This window comes from Nitrosomonas sp. Is24, from assembly GCF_033063335.1.
Lineage (GTDB): Bacteria > Pseudomonadota > Gammaproteobacteria > Burkholderiales > Nitrosomonadaceae > Nitrosomonas.
The window spans coordinates 2,713,000-2,733,781 of the sequence record NZ_JAWJZG010000001.1; the positions used below are offsets into that span (position 1 = coordinate 2,713,000).

At 48.6% G+C, this 20,782-nt stretch carries 20 protein-coding genes; 11 read left to right on the forward strand and 9 right to left on the reverse strand.

Annotated elements, in window-relative coordinates; genetic code table 11:
* Positions 1–117 precede the first annotated feature (117 nt).
* Positions 118–324, forward strand: coding sequence for a hypothetical protein (locus R2103_RS12435; protein ID WP_108699027.1), 207 nt, complete (start codon positions 118–120; stop codon positions 322–324).
* 20 nt (positions 325–344) lie between these two features.
* Here the strand turns inward: R2103_RS12435 and ssb are convergent, their stop codons facing one another.
* Together ssb and R2103_RS12445 are read right to left on the reverse strand one after the other, a co-directional pair.
* Positions 345–800, reverse strand: coding sequence for a single-stranded DNA-binding protein (gene ssb / locus R2103_RS12440; RefSeq protein WP_317531706.1), 456 nt, complete (start codon positions 798–800; stop codon positions 345–347).
* Positions 801–2,186: an MFS transporter gene (locus R2103_RS12445; protein ID WP_317531707.1), complete on the reverse strand. Its 1,386-nt coding sequence runs from the start codon at positions 2,184–2,186 to the stop codon at positions 801–803.
* Between the two features lie 66 nt (positions 2,187–2,252).
* Here R2103_RS12445 and uvrA point away from each other — a divergent pair, with 66 nt between their 5' ends.
* The 3 genes from uvrA to R2103_RS12460 are packed head-to-tail and all read left to right on the forward strand — an operon-like array spanning position 2,253 to position 6,339.
* Entirely contained in the window at positions 2,253–5,072 is a 2,820-nt protein-coding gene (gene uvrA / locus R2103_RS12450) for an excinuclease ABC subunit UvrA (protein WP_317531708.1), read from the forward strand.
* Positions 5,069–5,989 (forward strand): glycerate kinase, encoded by a 921-nt coding sequence (locus R2103_RS12455; protein WP_317531709.1) that lies wholly within the window; start codon positions 5,069–5,071, stop codon positions 5,987–5,989. Before uvrA ends, R2103_RS12455 begins: the two co-directional genes overlap by 4 nt.
* Positions 5,990–5,997: 8 nt before the next feature.
* Positions 5,998–6,339: an MOFRL family protein gene (locus R2103_RS12460; protein ID WP_317531710.1), complete on the forward strand. Its 342-nt coding sequence runs from the start codon at positions 5,998–6,000 to the stop codon at positions 6,337–6,339.
* Here R2103_RS12460 and R2103_RS12465 read toward each other — a convergent pair.
* The 3 genes from R2103_RS12465 to R2103_RS12475 form a co-directional block, all read right to left on the reverse strand.
* On the reverse strand, positions 6,329–6,895 hold the full coding sequence (locus R2103_RS12465) for a hypothetical protein (RefSeq protein ID WP_317531711.1): 567 nt from the start codon (positions 6,893–6,895) through the stop codon (positions 6,329–6,331). The two genes, R2103_RS12460 and R2103_RS12465, sit on opposite strands and share 11 nt — an antisense overlap.
* Before the next feature lie 30 nt (positions 6,896–6,925).
* Entirely contained in the window at positions 6,926–7,333 is a 408-nt protein-coding gene (locus tag R2103_RS12470; RefSeq protein ID WP_317531712.1) for a hypothetical protein, read from the reverse strand.
* A gap of 146 nt (positions 7,334–7,479) precedes the next feature.
* Positions 7,480–8,691: a porin gene (locus R2103_RS12475; protein WP_317531713.1), complete on the reverse strand. Its 1,212-nt coding sequence runs from the start codon at positions 8,689–8,691 to the stop codon at positions 7,480–7,482.
* A gap of 425 nt (positions 8,692–9,116) precedes the next feature.
* Here R2103_RS12475 and R2103_RS12480 point away from each other — a divergent pair, with 425 nt between their 5' ends.
* Positions 9,117–10,106 (forward strand): L,D-transpeptidase family protein, encoded by a 990-nt coding sequence (locus R2103_RS12480; RefSeq protein WP_317531714.1) that lies wholly within the window; start codon positions 9,117–9,119, stop codon positions 10,104–10,106.
* 101 nt (positions 10,107–10,207) lie between these two features.
* Here the strand turns inward: R2103_RS12480 and R2103_RS12485 are convergent, their stop codons facing one another.
* Together R2103_RS12485 and R2103_RS12490 are read right to left on the reverse strand one after the other, a co-directional pair.
* The gene (locus tag R2103_RS12485; RefSeq protein WP_317531715.1) at positions 10,208–10,498 is read right to left on the reverse strand and encodes an Lpp/OprI family alanine-zipper lipoprotein; all 291 of its coding nucleotides are present in this window, start codon (positions 10,496–10,498) and stop codon (positions 10,208–10,210) included.
* Positions 10,499–10,770: 272 nt separating this feature from the next.
* Positions 10,771–11,277 (reverse strand): L,D-transpeptidase, encoded by a 507-nt coding sequence (locus tag R2103_RS12490; RefSeq protein ID WP_317531716.1) that lies wholly within the window; start codon positions 11,275–11,277, stop codon positions 10,771–10,773.
* A 142-nt stretch (positions 11,278–11,419) separates the two neighbouring features.
* Between R2103_RS12490 and R2103_RS12495 the strand changes: the two genes are divergently transcribed.
* Genes R2103_RS12495 through R2103_RS12510 form a run of 4 tightly spaced genes read left to right on the forward strand, consistent with a single transcriptional unit; the run spans position 11,420 to position 15,597 of the window.
* A complete protein-coding gene (locus R2103_RS12495) occupies positions 11,420–11,653 on the forward strand; it encodes a HypC/HybG/HupF family hydrogenase formation chaperone (protein WP_317531717.1) in 234 nt (77 codons plus the stop codon).
* Positions 11,653–12,801: a hydrogenase formation protein HypD gene (gene hypD, locus R2103_RS12500; RefSeq protein ID WP_317532095.1), complete on the forward strand. Its 1,149-nt coding sequence runs from the start codon at positions 11,653–11,655 to the stop codon at positions 12,799–12,801. The genes R2103_RS12495 and hypD overlap by 1 nt, the downstream gene beginning before the upstream one ends.
* Positions 12,801–13,856: a hydrogenase expression/formation protein HypE gene (gene hypE / locus R2103_RS12505; protein ID WP_317531718.1), complete on the forward strand. Its 1,056-nt coding sequence runs from the start codon at positions 12,801–12,803 to the stop codon at positions 13,854–13,856. The genes hypD and hypE overlap by 1 nt, the downstream gene beginning before the upstream one ends.
* Positions 13,857–13,866: 10 nt before the next feature.
* Positions 13,867–15,597, forward strand: a complete 1,731-nt coding sequence (locus R2103_RS12510) for a hydrogenase maturation protein (protein ID WP_317531719.1) — start codon at positions 13,867–13,869, stop codon at positions 15,595–15,597.
* 8 nt (positions 15,598–15,605) lie between these two features.
* Here R2103_RS12510 and R2103_RS12515 read toward each other — a convergent pair whose 3' ends face one another.
* The gene (locus R2103_RS12515) at positions 15,606–16,049 is read right to left on the reverse strand and encodes a hypothetical protein (RefSeq protein WP_317531720.1); all 444 of its coding nucleotides are present in this window, start codon (positions 16,047–16,049) and stop codon (positions 15,606–15,608) included.
* A gap of 372 nt (positions 16,050–16,421) precedes the next feature.
* On the reverse strand, positions 16,422–17,291 hold the full coding sequence (locus tag R2103_RS12520) for a PEP-CTERM sorting domain-containing protein (RefSeq protein ID WP_317531721.1): 870 nt from the start codon (positions 17,289–17,291) through the stop codon (positions 16,422–16,424).
* A 357-nt stretch (positions 17,292–17,648) separates the two neighbouring features.
* Here R2103_RS12520 and R2103_RS12525 point away from each other — a divergent pair, with 357 nt between their 5' ends.
* The gene (locus tag R2103_RS12525) at positions 17,649–18,890 is read left to right on the forward strand and encodes a TraB/GumN family protein (RefSeq protein ID WP_317531722.1); all 1,242 of its coding nucleotides are present in this window, start codon (positions 17,649–17,651) and stop codon (positions 18,888–18,890) included.
* A gap of 18 nt (positions 18,891–18,908) precedes the next feature.
* Positions 18,909–20,765, forward strand: a complete 1,857-nt coding sequence (locus R2103_RS12530) for an ABC transporter ATP-binding protein (RefSeq protein ID WP_317531723.1) — start codon at positions 18,909–18,911, stop codon at positions 20,763–20,765.
* Positions 20,766–20,782: the final 17 nt, after the last annotated feature.

The window sequence follows — 20,782 nt, forward strand, 5'->3', positions numbered from 1 at the left end:
AAGAAACCATAACCAATATCCACTAAAGTTTATTTTTTTTAGGTCGTTGAAACAGCTTCATTGCTGTTAATTTATTGACTAAGCCATTAATAAATAAAACTTACCTGGAAAAAAGTTATGAAAATTCTTGTTCATTTCAAGTCTGGATTCAAGCAAACCTTTATTGTTCCCAAATGCATGCTAGCGCTCGAGTTCAGAAATATGGCCAAAGATATTGGCGGCAGTATCGAAAGCATTGAATTTTCATTACCACCTCGTCGGCAATCAAATATCTCTATCGCAGAACGCCGGTTGGGAATAGTCCGCTTACCTGAAAAACGTTGAAACAATCGCATTCTGACCGGTCAGAATGGAATATCATCATCCATATCATCAAATCCACTCGGCGCCTTGCCTGACGAAGTAGACCGGTTAGAAATTGAGCTATCTTCTTCGTGGTCAGGTGCCGACTCAAAACTGCCGCTTCCTGATCGATTTCCCAGCATTTTCATATCACTGGCAATAATATCCGTCGTATACCGTTCCACGCCGTTCTTGTCCGTCCATTTACGGGTTTCAAGCCTGCCTTCGACATAAACCGAACGACCTTTCTTTAAATATTCCCCTGCAATTTCAGCAAGTTTACGGTAAAAAGTGACACGATGCCACTCCGTTTTCTCTTGCTTTTCGCCACTTTTATCTTTCCATGTATCCGTCGTTGCCACTGTAATATTGGTCACCGCATCACCATTTGACATGTAACGCGTTTCCGGATCTTTACCCAAATTACCGATGAGTATGACTTTATTGAGCGATGCCATTTATGTTTCCTCCCCAAGCAATTTAATCACTTTCTCTTCATCGAAGCCCTTCATATCAACTTTCAGATACGCCACTCTCTCATTGACCAGCACCAAGGCTTCATATACACCGGGTATCGCGGCAAGCTGACGTGAAAGTGCTTCTGATTGAATAGTATCCATCTCGTTCACATGATACATTTTGGAGCGAACTGCTGCCGGCGCCTGCATCGTAGCAGCCAGTATCAACCATACCAGCAATAACGCCCCGCAGAACGCATATAACGCATCGCTTCCATAAGTAGCAACCAAGTGACCGCCTACTGCAGCCCCGGCAAATGCCCCCAGAAACTGCGTACTGCTGTAAATGCCGATTGCCGTTCCTTTCGCTCCGACTGGCGCGATTTTCGAAATCAACGATGGCAAACTGGCCTCCAGCAAATTGAACGCCGTGAAAAAAACCAATAATGCAGCAGCCGTGCCCCAGATTGAATCCAAAGTAATCGCCAGTAATAGTTGGCCTGTCAGCAATGTCGCAACGGCCGCGATAAATACCGGTTTTAATTTGGCCTTTTTCTCGGCATAAATAATGGCTGGAACGATCAGAATGATCGATAGAATCAGAACCGGCAAATATATCTGCCAGTGGTCGTCCGCGGCCATGCCCGCCTGGCGTAAGGTCAGCGGCACCACCAGCCACAGCGCCATCAACGCGGCATGTAACGCAAAAATGCCGTAATTTAAACGCAGCAACTGCGTATTGCGCAATACGCTGGCAAAACTCGCCGGCGATGCTTCCGTATCGGAATGAAAGCGGCTAATCACCGGATCAGGAATGACTTTCTTCACCACAATCATGGCCAGCAGCGCCAATATACCGGTCATGGCAAAAATTCCCGGCACACCGATCCATTGATTTAGAACCGGCGCGGCAATCAAGGAAATAGCGAACACTGTGCCGATCGTCATACCGATGGTTGCCATCGCTTTAGTACGATGCTCTTCGCGCGTAAGATCCGCTGCCAGCGCCATCACAGCCGCGGAGATAGCACCGGCGCCTTGAATGACCCGCCCCGCTATCACCCAATAAATATCGGTGGCCATCGCTGCGATCAAGCTGCCCACAGCAAACAGAATCAATCCCAGATAAATGACGGGTTTGCGTCCGATACGATCGGATAACCAGCCGAAAGGGATTTGCAGCACAGCCTGCGTCAGACCATATGCTCCCAGTGCGATGCCGACCAAGGTGTAGTTGTCCCCGCCCGGCAAGTCCTCAGCGTAAAAAGCAAACACCGGCAAAATGATAAACAAGCCCAGCATGCGCAAGCCATATACACCGGCTAAACCGATGGTCGCACGCAACTCCGCCGGGGACATTTTTTCAGTTGAAGAGGAAGCAGACATGAATCAGGTTGTGATATTCCTAAAAAGTTGGGTATATTAGCAGGTTGACTCTTACATAGATAGTTCATGGAATCCATAAAAATACGGGGTGCGCGTACGCACAATCTGAAAAACATTCATCTCGATCTGCCACGTAACAAACTCGTGGTCATTACCGGTTTATCGGGATCTGGAAAATCTTCGCTCGCTTTCGATACGCTCTACGCGGAAGGCCAGCGCCGTTATGTGGAATCGCTCTCAGCGTACGCTAGACAATTTTTGCAGCTGATGGAGAAACCCGATGTGGATTTGATCGAAGGACTTTCACCGGCCATCGCCATCGAGCAAAAAGCGACCTCGCACAACCCGCGTTCGACGGTCGGCACGGTCACGGAAATTCATGATTATCTGCGTTTGTTGTTCGCCCGCGTCGGCGATCCTTACTGTCCCGAGCACAATATCACGCTGACCGCGCAAAGCGTGTCGCAAATGGTCGATCATATATTGCAGCTGCCGCCCGATACCCGCCTGATGATCCTCTCCCCATTGATCGTGGAGCGCAAAGGTGAAAACACTGACTTATTCGATGAATTGCGCGCACAAGGTTTCGTGCGCTTACGGATCGACGGCGAAGTGCATGAAATCGACGCATTGCCCAAGCTGCAAAAAACCAAAAAACACACGATTGAAGTTGTGATTGATCGCCTGAAAGTTTCTCCGGATGCCAAACAGCGGCTCGCGGAATCATTTGAAGTGGCATTACGTCATTCCGAAGGACGCGCGCTGGCGGTTGAGATGGATAGCGGCCATGAACATTTGTTTTCCGCCAAATTCAGTTGCCCGGTATGCAGCTATTCGCTCTCCGAACTGGAACCGAGATTATTTTCATTCAATAACCCGCTGGGCGCTTGCACCAAGTGCGATGGCCTGGGGCAAATCACATTCTTTGATCCGTCACGTGTGGTCGCTTTTCCGCACCTTTCACTGGCGGCCGGCGCGGTCAAAAACTGGGACCGGCGCAACCAATTTTACTTTCAGCTATTAACCAGCCTGGCGGCACATTATCAATTCGATTTGGAAACTCCCTTTGAGAATTTGGATGAATCCATCCGCAACATTATCCTGCAAGGTTCCGGTAAGGAAAAAATCCATTTTTCCTATTTAACCGAAAACGGACGCAAGCAGCAAGAAACGCATCCTTTTGAGGGGATTATTCCGAATCTGACGCGGCGCTATAAGGAAACCGAATCGCAAACCGTGCGCGAAGAACTGGCAAAATATCTCAATGCGCAAATCTGTCCGGAATGCCAAGGTACGCGCTTATGTCAAGCCGCGCGGCATGTGCATGTTGCCGGACAGGCGATTTATGAAATCAGCGCTTTCCCGCTCAAAAAAGCCAAGCAATTCTTTGATCAAATTGCATTAACGGGTCACAAACAATCGATCGCCGAGCGCATCGTGAAGGAAATTTCCAGCCGCCTGCAATTTCTCAATAATGTCGGCTTGGATTACCTGTCGCTGGATCGCTCAGCCGACACGCTATCCGGCGGTGAATCGCAGCGCATCCGCTTGGCCAGTCAGATCGGCTCCGGCCTGACGGGTGTCATGTACGTACTGGACGAGCCTTCCATCGGGTTGCATCAGCGCGATAATGGCCGCCTGCTGGATACACTGAAGAACCTGCGTGACCTTGGCAATAGCGTGATCGTCGTCGAACATGACCAGGATGCCATTCAAATCGCGGATTATGTCGTCGACATGGGGCCCGGTGCCGGTGAGCACGGTGGTTTCGTGGTAGCTCAAGGCAGTCCGCAAGCCATTCAGGAGGACAATCATTCTCTGACCGGCAAATACTTATCCGGAAAATTATCGATCCATATCCCGGAAAAACGCCACGCACCGGATCACGACCGGATACTGCGGATTGAAGGCGCTTCTGGGAATAATCTCAAGAATGTTACGCTGAACCTGCCGGTTGGACTCTTTATCTGTGTCACCGGCGTTTCAGGATCGGGAAAATCCACGCTGATCAATGAAACACTACATCGCGCGGTCGCCCGGCACCTGTACGCCAGCAACGCCGAACCCGCACCTTATCAGCAGATTGACGGACTGGCTTTTTTCGACAAAGTAATCAATATGGATCAAAGTCCGATCGGACGCACACCGCGCTCCAATCCGGCCACGTATACCGGTTTGTTCACGCCGATCCGGGAGTTATTCGCCGGTGTGCCGCAAGCGCGCGAACGCGGTTATGCACCCGGCCGCTTCTCATTCAATGTCAAAGGCGGGCGCTGCGAATCTTGCCAGGGCGATGGCGTCATCAAAGTGGAAATGCATTTTCTGCCGGACATCTATGTCACCTGCGATGTTTGCCATGGCCGCCGCTATAACCGTGAAACACTGGAGATTCAATACAAAGGCAAAAATATTAACGAAGTGCTGCAAATGACGGTGGAAAATGCGCATGAATTCTTCACGCCGGTACCGGTGGTTGCCCGCAAACTGCAAACGCTGCTGGAGGTCGGTCTCGGCTATATTACCCTGGGACAATCCGCCACCACATTATCCGGCGGAGAAGCGCAGCGGGTGAAATTATCGCTCGAACTATCCAAACGCGATACCGGGCGCACGCTGTATATTCTGGATGAACCCACCACCGGTCTGCATTTTCAGGATATTGATCTGCTGCTGAAAGTGTTACACCGGTTGCGCGATCACGGTAATACCGTGGTGGTGATTGAACACAACCTGGATGTCATTAAAACCGCCGATTGGATTATTGATCTGGGCCCAGAAGGCGGTGACGGGGGCGGATGCATTATCGCGGAAGGCACACCGGAAGACATTGCCGCCAACACAAACAGTTTTACCGGCCATTACCTGCAACCGATGCTAGCAAAATGAATCCGCGCGGCTATTTGCTGGAAAGCTTCTCGGTGGCTGTGAAAGCTGCTGATCCAGCACATATCGTACCGCAGCATCTCCCCAACCCTCCCGTAGGCCGCACACTCGTTGTCGGCGCCGGGAAGGCGGCGGCTGCCATGGCACAAGCGGTTGAAAATGCCTGGCCTGCGGATGCACAGCTCGACGGTCTGGTAGTCACGCGCTACGGACACACGCTACCCACGCATAAAATCAGAGTCGTTGAAGCCGGGCATCCCATCCCTGATGATCATGGCGCGCAAGCGGCGCAAGAAATTCTCTCGATGGCTCAGGCATTAAGCGCAGATGATTTGTTATTATGCTTGTTCAGTGGCGGCGGTTCCAGCTTGCTTTCCCTGCCCATAGCGGGCATTTCATTGCCAGACCTGAAAGAGGTCACGCAGCAATTATTACGTTGCGGTGCAAGCATTCAAGAAATCAACACGGTGCGCAAACATTTATCGGCCATTCAAGGCGGCAGGCTCGCGGCTGTTTGCAAGGCGCCGGTACTGGCCTTGATCATTTCCGATGTTACCGGCGATGCCGCAACGCATATTGCTTCCGGCCCCTGCGCACCCGATCCGACAACCTTCACCGATGCGCTTGCAGTATTGGATCGCTATGCTCTCAATGTGCCGCCAGCAGTTAAAGAAGTATTACTGACAGGGAAAGCCGGTGCTGCGCATGAAACGCCTAAGCCCGGTTCCGTTATTTTTGCCCGCGTGGAAAACCGGATCATCGCCAATGCCCATCAATCACTGGTTGCAGGCGCCGAATATTTCCGGGGTACCGGGATTACACCTTTGATTCTGGGTGATACCGTTAGCGGTGAATCACGCGAAATCGCCAAAAGCTACGCTGCATTCGCCAAAGAGATCGTCACCACCCACAATGGTTAAGAGCGCCCGTGGCTCTGTTATCGGGTGGCGAAACCACAGTCACAGTCAAAGGTAATGGCCGCGGCGGCCGCAATGCCGAGTTTTTGCTATCGCTATTGATAGAGCTTGCAGGCACAGAAGCAATTTACGCCCTTGCCTGCGATACGGATGGATTGGATGGCAGTGAAAACAATGCCGGTGCACTCATTACACCGGATTCACTCCACCGTGCGGAAAAACTTGGCTTGAATGCTACTGCGTATCTAGCCAATAACGATGCCTACACATTTTTTCAGCAACTAAACGATTTAGTGATTACAGGCCCAACCTTCACCAATGTGAATGATTACCACGCCATTCTCATTCTTTGATTGAGCATGTGTAATTCAAAGAACTCTTTTCTCGATTGCGGTCCACTTGTATTGATGACAATATCAGTCCTTGCTGAAACCATCTGGCGATGACATATTCATAAAATTTCCGGTTTCCCGGCGCCTTATAATTCAGCGCTAATTTCTTACCGCGCTCGGTCAGCAGCACATGCCCCAAGTCCAGGTAATTACCGGCATCCTGTTGGAATCCTATCTTCGTTGGCTTACCGTCATAAAACAACCGCGTATGTTTACCGTAGCCTTTCTTAATAAAACCATTGTTCTCAAACACAATCAGACCGATTTCTTCAAGGCGCTCAAGTGTCGATCGGGTAATTCCTTGCGTCGCATAAATCTCATTTTCCACATCAAAAATAAGTGGCAGCAAATCACCCTGAATCCATACAAATTGACAAAGTGCCTTAAAAATCAAGCTATCTTCCGCACTTAAATCCGATGATTCACACAAATCATCTTGCAAATGATTTTTTTCTGAATGCGCTACTTTGGAAACAACAAATTGAACAAATGTTGTCCATAAATTACCCATTTTCATACCGAAGTTGGCGTTCTGATTTCTCTTTCTTTATTTCTTATCAGTAACCTGAGATTCCGTTACAGATGGCTCTTGCTTGTCACCCTCTTTGATTTGCTCATCCATTTTATTGGTGGATTTTGAAGTATCTTTCAATTTTCGCGCTTTAATCTCTTTGTTGATCTCGGCCAGAAATCCAATATTGTCTTTAAGTTGCTTGTCACTTCTGTACCAGGAAAAACATGTCACTGCGCCCATAACGATCAATATCACACTCATCACATCGATACCATCAAGAAAGATAAATGCGACTCCGGTGGAAATGGCAAACGCACCCAAAAGTGCTGTCAATAACCACATTTTTGAGCCCGCGCCCGAACTCTTCCTTCTTTTATCCCAAGCATCCAGATTGTTGCGCGTAGTAATCAGTTCTTCGTCAGTCCATTTCTTCATACTCATAATTGCAAACTCTCCTTTAAAAATCCTTCAATATTTCCTTGATTACAAATTCGTAACCAGAAAAAGACTAGTAAGGATTTATTATATTTCTTTCTGACAATAAAAAAGGCACCAATCGGTGCCTTTTTTATGAGACTAAAACTTTCTTAGAAGTTGTGACGCATACCTATGCTATAGGTGTTGCTATCTCTGAATACAGCGTTTCTATCATCAACCATTGCGCGCTGATAACCGCCAAAGAGGCTAGAACGTTTGCTGAGATGATGTATAGCACCAACGGTAAAGCTGCTCACTTCGCGGCGTGATGCACCACCTGCTAACCCATGTGCATTTGTCATACCGCCTTGAGCGATAAAGCTGGTATTACCCCAGTCATATTGACCGCCCGCAAACCAGATGTTACCGTCACCGCCCCAGTTCATCGCTGAGTTGCATTGTCCACGTGAATCAGGTGAGCCCGTTGCTGGGTTACCTAACATACCAGCATTGGTACAAGTAGCTGCACCTACGGCATTGTTAATATTTTCATACTGGCCATTCAACTTGAAGTTTTGGAAGCTCCATGATGCACCACCACGCCAGATATGCTCGTTGTTAACTAAAGCTGGATAACCTGCGTTACCTGTTCTTTGACGGGTGCTGAGATTATCACGAGAATAACCACCAAATACGGCTAAATTATGACCTTGGAATTGAGCTTCGTATTTACCTGCAACTTGGAAGTCCCATTCACCATCTTCACCACCTGAATTTGACTGACTTCCAGCAAAGCTACCCGATGGAACGATAACATTTGCAGGATCTAATCTGTTAGAGTCACCTGGCATTAATATACCTGAGAAGCTAAAACCTTCGACTTTAGGTGAGTCATAGCGAGCTGCGCTATTTACGAAGCCATTTGCTCCTGATCCCAGACCATTTGCTGATGCTGACATAGTACCGCCACTACCTGATGCTTGGAGAGTTGTATATGCGAATGGATCAATGGTCATACCACCAGCGAAATCTTTAAATGGTGATTGAACACGGCCAAATTTTACTTCACCCCAATTGTCATTGGCCAATCCAACCCAACGCTCACGCGCAATACCCAGAGCGCCGCTGCCTGTACTAAAACCATACTCAACATGCGCTTTTGCTTTCAAGCCGGCACCCAAATTTTCAGTAACGTGCATACCCCATCTGGAACGACCTGTATCGTCACCGATATGAGCCTGGCTACTTTGACCTTCTTTGTTCACTGTTGCATATTCAGCTTGTACACTACCAAACAGTGTTACGTTTGTTCCTTGTGCTGATGCAACCATCGGAGCTGCAAGTGCACCGGCTACTGCCAACGAAATAAGTTTCTTCTTCATACCGAAGTTCTCCTTTAATGTTAAAACGACTGGGGCCGTCTTATTTTGTCTCACTACATTCCGGTGGAATGCACCCCGCTTGTTCGGACCTCCCCAATCGGGAGGTTTGATTTGATTGTGCCCCAATACAGAAACATACTGCAAGAAAAACAAACAAATCTTGCACATTAAGCAACAAATATGTTGTTCTCATACAACATATTTGTTGTTTTTCTGATGATAAATTTTATTTTACATCACTGGGAAATTCGTTCAGAATTTCTTAAACTTACTGATATTGAAGCAATATAAATTAATTGCCTCCTCACTCGAGAAGACATATTTATACTGTTTTTCATGTTTCAAATCAGGGAATTTCAGCTATCATCCGCTACATTCATGACCTCATAACTTAAGCAGGACAACACCTTTGTAAGGTACGACTTATGCGTAAATCTTCTTTGCTTCTCTTTGCAATACTGAATTTGATCGCCGCTTTTCCAATTAAAGCTGAAACATGGGTACTCCCACCCTCTGATATTGATGTTTTTGGCCAAATACGAACAACACATGCAAGCAGTGCGGAAACACTACTCGATATCGCACGCCAATACGATATTGGTCAAATTGAAATTCTACTGGCCAATCCCAATGTAGATCGATGGTTACCCCAGGATGGCGCAGAGGTTATTCTACCTAGCCGCTATATCATTCCTCACGGCGACCGCAAGGGATTATTGCTTAACTTGCCTGAAATGAGAATTTATTATTTCCCGGAACCTAAAAAAGGTGAAAAACCAATGATTATTACACACCCGGTCGGCATCGGCAGAATGGACTGGATAACCCCCTTGGGAACAACAAAAATAGTTGATAAAAAGAAAGACCCCACCTGGATACCGCCGAAATCTCTCCAAATGGACAGAATTGCCAATGGGGAACAACCCTATCCCAGTATAGTTCCGCCAGGCCCCACGAATCCCTTAGGACGGCACGCCATGCGCTTAGGTATCAGTAGTGGCAGTTATCTGATACACGGAACAATCAAACCATTTGGTGTCGGTATGCGCGTTTCCGCAGGATGTGTTCGCATGTATCCGGAAGACATAGAAGCACTCTTTGATAAAGTCCCGGTGGGAACAGCAGTGCAAATAGTGAATCAACCCATTAAGCTTGGCTGGTTACTGGACTCGCTTTTCATTGAACTTCACCCGCCATTAGAAGAAGACGAAGGGAAATACGCCAACTATAAGCACATGATAGTTACCGCCATCAATGATTTTCTCGCATTAAAAAGCAGCAAAAGAACCATACCCGTAGATTTTGAAATCGACCAAGAAGCACTAAAGCAAGCGATCATGGAAAAAAGTGGCATGCCTGTGCTGATCTCTCGCTCTACTGCACAAGCCCAATTACACACGCAAAACAGCCATTAATCCCATCGAAATGAAAGTTGCGTAAACGTATAAAGACACACATAAAAAACCCCTCGAATGAGGGGTTTTTTATGAATGCAAATCCAAATTTTACTTTGGTATTACTTATGCATTGCTTTTTTGAACATGCGATCTATTTTGGATTCTGTATCTATTGAACGTCTGTTTGCTTCGTCCGCAATACGCAGCGCATCATTTGCTTTAGCGTTAGCTGCATCTGCCGCTGCTTTTGCTGCAGCTGCGTCAGCTTTTACAGCCGCAATATCAGCATTCACTTTATTTTGCAGTTCTTCTAATTGACCTGTCGTCGCACATCCTGTCAACCCAATAATAGCGCCTGCAATTGCTGCCAGTGTTAACATGCGAACTGGATGCTGGATTTTTCCTTTCATTCCGATCTCCTCAGTTGTTTATTCTATTCAATACGCAAAAACATCCACTATTTCTACTAGTTAATGATATTTTGATATCATTAACGCATCGGAATCTTATCCGATTTTTCCCGCAAAATAAATGCATTTCATGACAAATTTACCACGCGCCGCATCAACAAAACCATAAACACAATCATAAGTAATTAATAGAAATGACTATTTTCCTATATTATGCAATTCAATTAATTAACAACAAAGAACGAAGACCTGCATAAATAGTCATTCCAGCACTAACGAATATTCACCCATACACCGGGTCTGATCCATTTGCCGAGCTGATCGATTTGCTCATTCGTCAACGCAATGCAGCCGTTCGTCCAATTATACTGATGATGAATCTCTCGATCACCCCTGCCAATCCCATGTATGCCGATATGGCCGCCCAGCGGTGTATTCTGAGGTGGTGTCTTACCCATACTTTTTGCCGCCAAGATTGATAACCAAGTATCTTCATCGATCCTATTTTCCTCCAGTGCGCGTTTTGCAGTATCAAGATTCGGATAATTAAGGCCAAAAAACCGATAATAACGGCTTTTCTCATTGACCCAGCCAATCTTGAATCTACCCAGCGGCGTTTTATCGTCTTTTGTCATTTTTGACCATGTCGTACCGAAACGCCCAATCGCTACATTTTTAAATACCGCTTGAACAGTATTTCCCTGCATCACAGACAAAGTGTGTTCAATGGTATCCACGTCGATCCACACGCTATTATCCGCACGCGCTGAATTGTGCATGACGCACAAGCCAGCTAATCCAATCAACACAATTATCGAATATTGAATAAAAAAATTTCGCTTGATCACTTTCTGACTATCAATAATGAGGATGATTAATTATGTCATAATTTCACTCTCCGGAAATTCCCATTAAGCGCCCATGTGCCTTGCTATTCCTGCTTGTGTCGAACAATTGACTGCGCAAAATCATGCCATCGTAAATCTCAGCGGCGTGCGCAAAGAAATTTCACTGGCATTGGTTGAAGATATTGTTCCCGGAGATTACGTCATCGTACATGTTGGTTTTGCGCTACAAAAGCTGGATCCGCTGGAAGCGGAGCGCACCTTGGCGATGTTCGCCGAAATATCGGCGCTCGATAACAATCTTTTATGATGAAATATATCGATGAATTTCGCGCAGGCGCTCTGGCACAACAAATTGCTGCAAAAATCGCATCAGAAGCCAGCCCCGGACGCGATTACCATTTCATGGAATTTTGCGGTGGCCATACCCATGCCATTTCGCGTTTCGGTATCGTCGATCTGCTTCCCGGCAATGTGCATATGATTCATGGCCCGGGTTGTCCGGTATGCGTTTTACCTATCGGCCGCGTGGAAAATGCCATTCAATTGGCACAGATGCCGGGATTGATACTCTGCAGTTACGGGGATATGCTGCGCATACCCACCGCCAACGGGATGAGTCTGTTGAAAGCGAAGGCACAAGGCGCGGATATCCGCATGGTTTACAGCAGTGCGGATGCCATAAAAATCGCCCGGGGAAATCCGCAACGGCAGGTCGTTTTCTTTGCCATCGGCTTTGAAACCACGACACCGCCAACGGCTGTTGCAATCCAGCAGGCGCAGGCGCTGGGTTTGAATAACTTCACGGTATTCTGCAATCACGTCCTGACCCCTTCCGCCATCTCACATATTTTGCAATCGCCGGGAGTCCGTGAATTTGGACTGGTTCCGTTGGATGGTTTTATCGGCCCGGCGCATGTTTCCGTCGTCATCGGCAGCCAGCCGTACGAATATTTCGCCGAGGAATTTCAAAAACCGGTCGTGATCGCCGGTTTTGAGCCGCTCGATGTCATGCAGGCCATCTTGATGCTGATACGCCAAATCAATGCGGGTTACGCCAAGGTAGAAAATGAATTTACCCGCGCGGTTTCTCCGGAAGGCAATCGCAAAGCGCAATCGCTTGTTGCCGAAGTGTTCGAATTACGCCGTACATTTGAGTGGCGCGGCTTGGGGTGGGTGCCTTACAGCGCGCTGAAAATCAAATCCAGCTATGCTGATTTTGACGCCGAACAGCGTTTTCGCATTTCCACAACATCCATTGCCGATAACAAAGCCTGCGAGTGTGGTGCTATTCTGCGCGGCGTTAAACGGCCGCAGGATTGCAAAATTTTTGGCACCGTCTGCACGCCCGAAAACCCGGTTGGCTCCTGTATGGTTTCTTCTGAAGGTGCTTGCGCCGCTCATTACAGCTATGGCCGTTTCCGTGAAAATAATCATGTTGCAGCGCAGGAAAATTAATGTCCGCAGGTAAAGTTAAACCGGGTTATACCCGCGCACTTGACCTGAAGCATGGCTGCATCGAAATGAGTCATGGCAGCGGCGGACGGGCGATGGCGCAATTGATCCAGCAATTGTTCATTACCGCATTTGATAACGAATTCTTGCGGCAAATGAATGATCAGGCTTGCTTCCCGAGCGTTCATGGCCGCATGGTGATGTCTACCGACAGCCATGTCGTTACCCCTTTATTTTTTCCTGGCGGGGATATCGGCAGTTTGGCAGTGCACGGCACCATCAATGACATTGCCATGTCTGGCGCCAAGCCTTGCTACCTGGCTGCCAGTTTTATTCTGGAAGAAGGTTTCCCGCTATCCGATCTGAAACGCATCGTGGATTCCATGGCCAAGGCAGCGCAAGCTGCGCAAGTACCAATTGTCACCGGTGACACCAAAGTGGTGGAAAAAGGCAGCGGCGACGGTGTATTCATCACCACGACCGGCATTGGCATGGTGCCGGAAGGGATTCATATTTCCGGTAACAACGCCCAGCCTGGCGATAAGATATTGGTATCCGGCACACTCGGAGATCATGGCATTGCCATCATGGCGCTGCGTGAAAACTTGTCTTTCCAAACCAGTATCGAATCGGACAGCACAGCCTTGCATGATCTGGTCGCCGCCATGATCGCAGCCACACCCGGCATCCATGTATTGCGTGACCCTACGCGCGGCGGCTTAGCCACTGCCTTGAACGAAATTGCGCAGCAATCGTCGATCGGGATGATGATCTATGAGAACGAACTGCCGATCCAGGAGCAAGTCCAAGCCGCTTGTGAATTCATCGGCCTGGACCCGCTGTACATTGCCAATGAAGGCAAGCTGATTGCAATCTGCGCCGCGCAAGATGCCGAAAAGCTATTGCATGCGATGCATGCCCACCCACTGGGCAAGCATGCCCGCATCATCGGCGAAGTCATCGAAGACGCGCACTGCTTTGTGCAAATGCAAACCCGGTTTGGCGGCAAACGCGTCGTTGATTGGTTAAGCGGCGAGCAACTTCCCCGGATCTGTTGATTCCCGTCAATTGAAAATTCTGTTTCTCACGCACAGCTTCAATTGCCTGTCGCAACGTCTGTTTGTCGAATTGACGTATTGCGGACATGATATATCCATCGAGTTTGATATCAACGACGCGACGAGCTGTGAAGCTGTCGCGCTATTCCAGCCGGATCTGATTATCGCGCCTTATCTAAAACGCCCCATCCCGGAAACCATCTGGCGCAAACATACCTGTTTTATCGTTCACCCGGGAATCATCGGAGACCGCGGCCCTGCGGCGCTCGATTGGGCGATCATGCTGGATCGGCAAGAATGGGGCGTAACCGTATTGCAAGCCAATGCAGAAATGGATGCGGGCGATATCTGGGCTGCGGAAGTTTTTCCGATGCGGCTGGCCCGCAAAAGCAGCTTGTACCGCCACGAAGTCGTCGAAGCGGCAACCCGTGCTGTGCTCACAGCGGTAGCGCGTTTTCAGTCCGGTGCTTATCAACCGGTTCCGCTGGATTATTCATGCGCTGATGTCTATGGCCGGTTACATACGCCCATCCGGCAAGTTGACCGTCGCATCGATTGGCAACGAGACAACACGCGCACTATTGTGAGAAAAATCCATGCCGCCGATGGATTCCCCGGTGTTCTGGATACGCTGTTGGAAGAATCCTATTATTTGTATGATGCCTGCTGCGAAGAAGATCTGACCGGCACCCCTGGAGCAATTATCGCCAAGCGTCACAACGCTATCTGCCGGGCTACCGTGGACGGCGCGGTCTGGATCGGTCATTTGAAACATAAAAATGACGCTGAGCCTACTTTCAAACTGGCTGCCACGATTGCTTTAAAAGATTGTCTCAACGCTGTACCGGAAATTTCTTTTGATCCTTTCACCGCGAAGTCTTGCAACACTTACCGGGACATCTGGTTTGAACGAAAGAAAGACATCGGTTACCTGCATTTTGATTTTTATAACGGCGCTATGGATACCGGGCAGTGCGAACGTTTGCGTCAAGCTTACTTGCAAGCCACGGCAAGCGATGTTCGTGTGATCGTGTTGATGGGTGGATCCGATTTCTGGAGCAATGGCATCCATCTCAATCACATCGAAAATGCCGATAGTCCCGCCGACGAGTCCTGGCGCAACATTAATGCCATGAATGATCTGGTGCAGGAAATTATCACCACCAGCCGGCAGCTCACGATCGCAGCCCTACAAGGCAATGCCGGTGCCGGTGGCGTGTTTCTATCACTGGCTGCCGATTACATTTTTGCGCGTGCCAGTGTCTTACTCAATCCGCATTACAAAAGCATGGGAAATCTTTACGGCTCGGAATATTGGACTTATTTGCTGCCGCGCCGGGTCGGCGCATCGTGTGTACACGCATTGACACAGAATCGTTTGCCGGTCAGTGCACAGAAAGCCCGGGATATCGGATTGATCGATGATTGCTTTGCTTTAAACCCGGAAGACTTTAAGAAGGAAATAGCTCGTATTGCCGAAACGCTTGCTGCAAATCCGGATTTCGCTGCGTTCTTACAACACAAAACGCAGCAGCGTCAATTGGATGAACAATTAAAGCCGTTACAAAACTACCGCACCGAAGAACTCCGGCACATGCAAATGAATTTTTATGGCTTTGACCCTAGTTATCATGTGGCACGTTATCATTTTGTGCACAAGATCCCACATGGCTGGACACCGCGTTATCTTGCACGGCATCGCCGCCTCTCAGTGCAATCCGGTTCAAAAATTAAAACATGATTTATTTCTTAACGTTGACTTGTCTTGGTATCCGGCTTATGTGAATCGACCAGATTGGGATCAAATTCCGGCGGTTTCTCTGCAGGTGGAATCACACCGGGGCATTGTTTGATGACCGCCCATTGTTGTATCGCATCATATTCACTCTTTAATTGTGCATATTCGGCTTCTTGTTCTTTAGTTCCGCCAAGTGCAAATAACGCTGCCCAGGAAAGCGATAAATCGGCGCCCAGTATCCATTTATCCTTGGCCGGTGTCTTATCATCCGGCTTACCCGTCAATTGACTGACTCTGGTTTGAATTCGCTCAATTTCTGCCAGTAATTCGTTGCAATTGTAAGTTTGAAATTGCGCTGGCGAGATATAAGGCGCTTGATGATTCCCCGATGAAGCCACGCAGCCGGATAGTGTAATCGCAACAATAAAAAAAACAGCAGCAATTAATCTCTTCATAACAACCACTTCCCTCGCAAGTTATCACATTAAATCTGACTGATACGCATCCAATTCCGTGAATTGTACACCGATATTTACTCTCGTAAGCTCGCATTATGGAATTGAGTGCGCCAACGAATGTGTTATCGATTTTATAGACAAGATGGGCAAAACCAATACATTCACAAAGATTGAAGATTAATCTGTTTTCTTTGCTATATCGAGAGTAAGGAATTTCACAAACCCTGATTACCGGAAGCGTGCTTCGCAATCATTGCTGAGTTGTTTGCGCTCATTGCTGGTAGCGCATGTATTGAATTACTTTAAATGCAGAAGACAAAAAAGCCACAGAGAAAACCTTATCTCTGTGGCTTCTAAATTTGTTTCTAATTACACTGCGCTACGGCGGCGTGCTGAGAAGCCAATCAAACCTAAGCCAGCCAGCAACATTGCATAGGTTTCTGGTTCTGGAACAGCCATGATGTATTCATAACCGATTGTCTGAGTAGCCCCATTAGCCATGTCACCTAATGCATAAGCCAAGTTGATTGAGCTATCCGCAAAACCGTAGCTACCAACTGCTTGTCCAGCAGCCAAAATGGTAGCAGGATCAATCGGAGTGCAGCAGCTAAGCGGATCAATATACCCAGCAAGGGCAGATGCATCTGCACTGGTGGTGTTAGCCAGGGTTAACGACCATCCATCCCGACTGGTCGCTTTTACAGCAGAAGCGTTGCCTATTCCCAGGATCTCATTTGTTGTGCCAAATCCGACACCGCCTGGAATGCCTTGGTCAGGATCAACACCAACGCTCCATTGCACATTGGTAGCATCAGCACCCGTGTTGTTGGTCAATTGAATTTGAACAGCTACGTGACCGCTCGTTGGAATACTGACTGTCTCAACCAGAGTCCAGCCACCGCTGCCAAGATTGGTAGTAAGGGAAACGCTGCTGCCTCCGCTAAAAGTAACCGTTCCTAACGGATTGGTAGGGGACGCCGCATTAGCAACGGCAACAGATCCGCCGTTGGCATTGAGCGACCAATTGGATCCAAATGTGCCCAGATTAACAAATTCTCTACCCAGGAAGCTTAAGCCGAGTGCGCTAGTAGGTGAGAAAAAACCTGCATCGTCAATCGTTGCGGAAGTTGTGCCAAAACCGCTAATCACGGTTGGTGCAGCTTGAGCTGCAGTTGCCAATGCGCCGCAAAAAGCCAGTGCCACAGCTTTTGTAATATGACTTTTCAATTCGAATTTCATAATTAACTCCTTAAATTTATCGGTGCAACATAAAATAGTTGTTAGAATCTTCGCTCTTCACAACCAACTTAAATCTCAAACCACCCATTAATCAATTAAACTTTGTATGTTTCAATGCAAAATTTATTTAACGATTACAGCGTGTTCCATTATAGGTTTGAATTTTTTTAAGTACATAGAACATCATTCCCTTTTTGTTAGTACATGTGTACTGCAATTGTCACACCCGAATGTTCACTACTTCGGGCTGTTTTGAATTTGTACAGAACTAAATTCTGTTTTAGTTAACGCCGTGATAATCTTCGTTATGCAAAGCGACAACCATCCACTTCCGATGATTTATAACTATCACCGCCAATGACCACACTAGAAGAACAAACTACCGCGTCAACCGGTAAAAGTGACACGCAAGACGAACCGATCAAGATTGTCAAAACCGGCAACGGCAGCATTACATTACTGGGTACCGCACATGTTTCAAAAGCCAGCGCAGACAAGGTTCAAGAGCTGATTGCCACCGGACAATACGATGCAGTGGCGGTTGAGTTATGCCCAAGCCGGCATAAAGCCATCGTAAATCCCGACGCGATGGCTAAAATGGATTTATTCCAAGTCATCAAAAACGGTCAAGCGAGCATGGTCGCGGCCAGTCTCGCATTAGGCGCTTTTCAGCAGCGCATGGCGGAGCAATTCGGAATAGAACCGGGAGCGGAGATGCGTGTCGCCATCAAGGATGCGCAAGCGGCGCAATTACCGGTGTTGCTGATTGACCGCGAAATCGGCACGACCATGAAGCGGATTTACCATAGCGTGCCTTGGTGGAAACGCATCAATATTTTTGCTGGTCTGATCGCCAGCGTTATCAGCCAGGAAAAATTCAGCGCTGCGGAAATCGAAAAATTGAAAGAAGGCGATGTACTGGAAAGTTCCTTTTCCCAGTTCGCGGAAAATGAGCAAGATTTATTCCGCCCGCTCATCCGCGAACGGGATGAATACATGGCCGCGCGGCTCACCAAAGAATGCCGGGAAAACAATTACCGGCACATTCTAGCCGTAGTCGGCGCCGGTCATTTGAATGGCATGGCAAGGCAATTCGAAGAACATCCTATAGATAATCCGGACGAGCGCATTGCGCAACTCGACACCATTCCGCCACCATCGCCGTGGCTCAAGTTCATCCCCTGGCTGATCGTGGTATTCATTTTGGCCGGTTTCGTTTTCGGCTTTATGCAAAGCCCGGATATCGGCATCAGCATGGTCATGGACTGGGTGCTGATAACCGGCGGATTGTCCGCGGTGGGAACAGCCATTGCTTTTGCGCATCCGCTGTCCATCCTCAGCGCTTTCCTGGCGGCTCCGTTCACTACGCTGCATCCCGCCATTGGAGCCGGGATGGTCGTGGCTGCCGTTGAAGCTTATTTGCGCAAGCCCAAGGTCAGTGATTTTAACCGGCTCAGAACCGACACAACCAGCTTGAAAGGCTGGTGGAATAATCAAGTCACACGTATTTTGTTGATTTTCATTTTCTCCTCACTGGGCGCCGCGATAGGCACTTATGTCGCCGGATTCCGGATTTTCGAACAACTAAGCGGCAGTTAAATCAAGAGTATCGCAACCATGTTCGGCTTCTTCGAGCGTTTGATCGACCCTTACCCGCCGGAGCACCCCGCCGAACCGCCGCAGGGGCTGTATCAATTCTGCCGCCACTACATTCGCGGCATTGAGCGTTATCTGGCACTGCTGGCGCTGCTGACGACGCTTTTAGCAGTCAGCGAAGCAATGCTTTACAGCTTGGTCGGACAAATGGTCGATTGGCTGGCGGAAAAGAAAACCGGGCATTTCCTCGAAAGCGAATGGCCAACGCTGCTGAGCATGTCGATCTTCATTCTGGTATGGATTCCGTTATTGGTGCTGTCGCACGCTTTAGTGATCAACCAATTGCTGATGGGCAATTTCCCGATGCGGGTGCGCTGGTTATCGCATCGTTATCTGCTCAACCAAAGCTACGCATTCTTTCAGCACGAATTCAGCGGACGGATTGCCGCCAAAGTCATGCAGACCGCCCTGTCGGTACGCGAAACCGTGCTAAAACTGCTCGATGTCATTTTGTTCGTGATCATTTATCTGGCCACGACCTTATTGTTAGTGGTCAACGCCGATCCTTATCTGTGCTTACCGATAGTCGCCTGGTTAATTTTGTACATCGGCATACTGATGTATTTTGTGCCGCGCTTAAAACGCGTTTCCACTTTGCAAGCCGATGCGCGCGCGTTGATGACCGGGCGTATCGCCGACAGTTACACCAATATTCTGACCCTTAAATTGTTTTCCCAGAGCCAGCGGGAATCGGCCTACGCGCGAGCTGGAATGGAAGAATTCATGGCCACGGTCTATCCGCAAATGCGTTTGGCGACCGGTCTGAATTTCAGCGTCTGGACCATCAATATGCTGATGGTATTCGCCACCGGCGCGCTGGGGCTCGCAATCTGGCTGCAAGGCGGTATCGGTCCTGGTGCGATTGCAATTGTCATGAGCTTGGCGATCCGGATGACGGGCATGTCGCATTGGATCATGTGGGAAGTCAATGCATTGTTTGAAAATATGGGCACCGTGCAAGACGGTATCAACACCATTTCAAAACCGCAGCGTGTCACGGATGCGCCGGATGCCAAGGAACTCACCGTAGCGCAAGGCGCGATTGATTTTAACCGTGTCGTTTTTTCGTATCACCCGGAACAATCCGAATCACTGCGTATTTTCTCCGGTCTCAGTTTGCATATCGCCGCAGGCGAGAAAGTCGGCATCGTCGGCCGTTCAGGCGCGGGCAAATCGACATTCGTCAATTTGTTACTGCGTTTTTATGATACCCAGCAAGGCAACATTACCATCGACGGGCAGGACATCCGCACCGTCACGCAAGACAGCTTGCGCGCCAATATCGCCATGGTGACGCAGGATACTTCGTTGCTGCATCGCTCGGTGCGCGACAACATTCTTTTCGGCAGGCCGGACGCCAGCGATGCGCAAATGATCGCAGCCGCCAAACAAGCGCAAGCGCATGAATTCATTCTGGGATTGCGCGACATCAAAGGCCGCACCGGCTATGATGCGCACGTCGGCGAACGCGGCGTGACGCTCTCCGGCGGGCAGCGGCAACGCATCGCTATCGCCCGCGTGCTGCTCAAGAACGCGCCTATCCTGGTACTGGATGAAGCCACATCGGCACTGGATTCCGAAGTGGAAGCCGGTATCCAGCAAAGCCTGTATCAATTGATGGAAGGTAAAACCGTCATCGCGATCGCGCACCGCCTGTCGACCATCGCGGCAATGGACCGGCTCATCGTTTTCGACAAAGGCCAAATTGTCGAGCAAGGCAGCCACGCCAAACTCATCGCCAACAATCAACTCTACGCGCAATTATGGAATCATCAATCGGGAGGATTCCTGGGGTTGCTGGAAAACGAACGCGCATAATACCGGCACAGCCGCTT

Coding starts and splice junctions, on each gene's coding strand:
- R2103_RS12435 (WP_108699027.1), top strand. CDS start 118: ATGAAAATTCTTGTTCATTTCAAGTCTGGATTCAAGCAAACCTTTATT.
- ssb (WP_317531706.1), bottom strand. CDS start 800: ATGGCATCGCTCAATAAAGTCATACTCATCGGTAATTTGGGTAAAGAT.
- R2103_RS12445 (WP_317531707.1), bottom strand. CDS start 2,186: ATGTCTGCTTCCTCTTCAACTGAAAAAATGTCCCCGGCGGAGTTGCGT.
- uvrA (WP_317531708.1), top strand. CDS start 2,253: ATGGAATCCATAAAAATACGGGGTGCGCGTACGCACAATCTGAAAAAC.
- R2103_RS12455 (WP_317531709.1), top strand. CDS start 5,069: ATGAATCCGCGCGGCTATTTGCTGGAAAGCTTCTCGGTGGCTGTGAAA.
- R2103_RS12465 (WP_317531711.1), bottom strand. CDS start 6,895: ATGAAAATGGGTAATTTATGGACAACATTTGTTCAATTTGTTGTTTCC.
- R2103_RS12470 (WP_317531712.1), bottom strand. CDS start 7,333: ATGAGTATGAAGAAATGGACTGACGAAGAACTGATTACTACGCGCAAC.
- R2103_RS12475 (WP_317531713.1), bottom strand. CDS start 8,691: ATGAAGAAGAAACTTATTTCGTTGGCAGTAGCCGGTGCACTTGCAGCT.
- R2103_RS12480 (WP_317531714.1), top strand. CDS start 9,117: ATGCGTAAATCTTCTTTGCTTCTCTTTGCAATACTGAATTTGATCGCC.
- R2103_RS12485 (WP_317531715.1), bottom strand. CDS start 10,498: ATGAAAGGAAAAATCCAGCATCCAGTTCGCATGTTAACACTGGCAGCA.
- R2103_RS12490 (WP_317531716.1), bottom strand. CDS start 11,277: ATGCACAATTCAGCGCGTGCGGATAATAGCGTGTGGATCGACGTGGAT.
- R2103_RS12495 (WP_317531717.1), top strand. CDS start 11,420: ATGTGCCTTGCTATTCCTGCTTGTGTCGAACAATTGACTGCGCAAAAT.
- hypD (WP_317532095.1), top strand. CDS start 11,653: ATGAAATATATCGATGAATTTCGCGCAGGCGCTCTGGCACAACAAATT.
- hypE (WP_317531718.1), top strand. CDS start 12,801: ATGTCCGCAGGTAAAGTTAAACCGGGTTATACCCGCGCACTTGACCTG.
- R2103_RS12515 (WP_317531720.1), bottom strand. CDS start 16,049: ATGAAGAGATTAATTGCTGCTGTTTTTTTTATTGTTGCGATTACACTA.
- R2103_RS12520 (WP_317531721.1), bottom strand. CDS start 17,291: ATGAAATTCGAATTGAAAAGTCATATTACAAAAGCTGTGGCACTGGCT.
- R2103_RS12525 (WP_317531722.1), top strand. CDS start 17,649: ATGACCACACTAGAAGAACAAACTACCGCGTCAACCGGTAAAAGTGAC.
- R2103_RS12530 (WP_317531723.1), top strand. CDS start 18,909: ATGTTCGGCTTCTTCGAGCGTTTGATCGACCCTTACCCGCCGGAGCAC.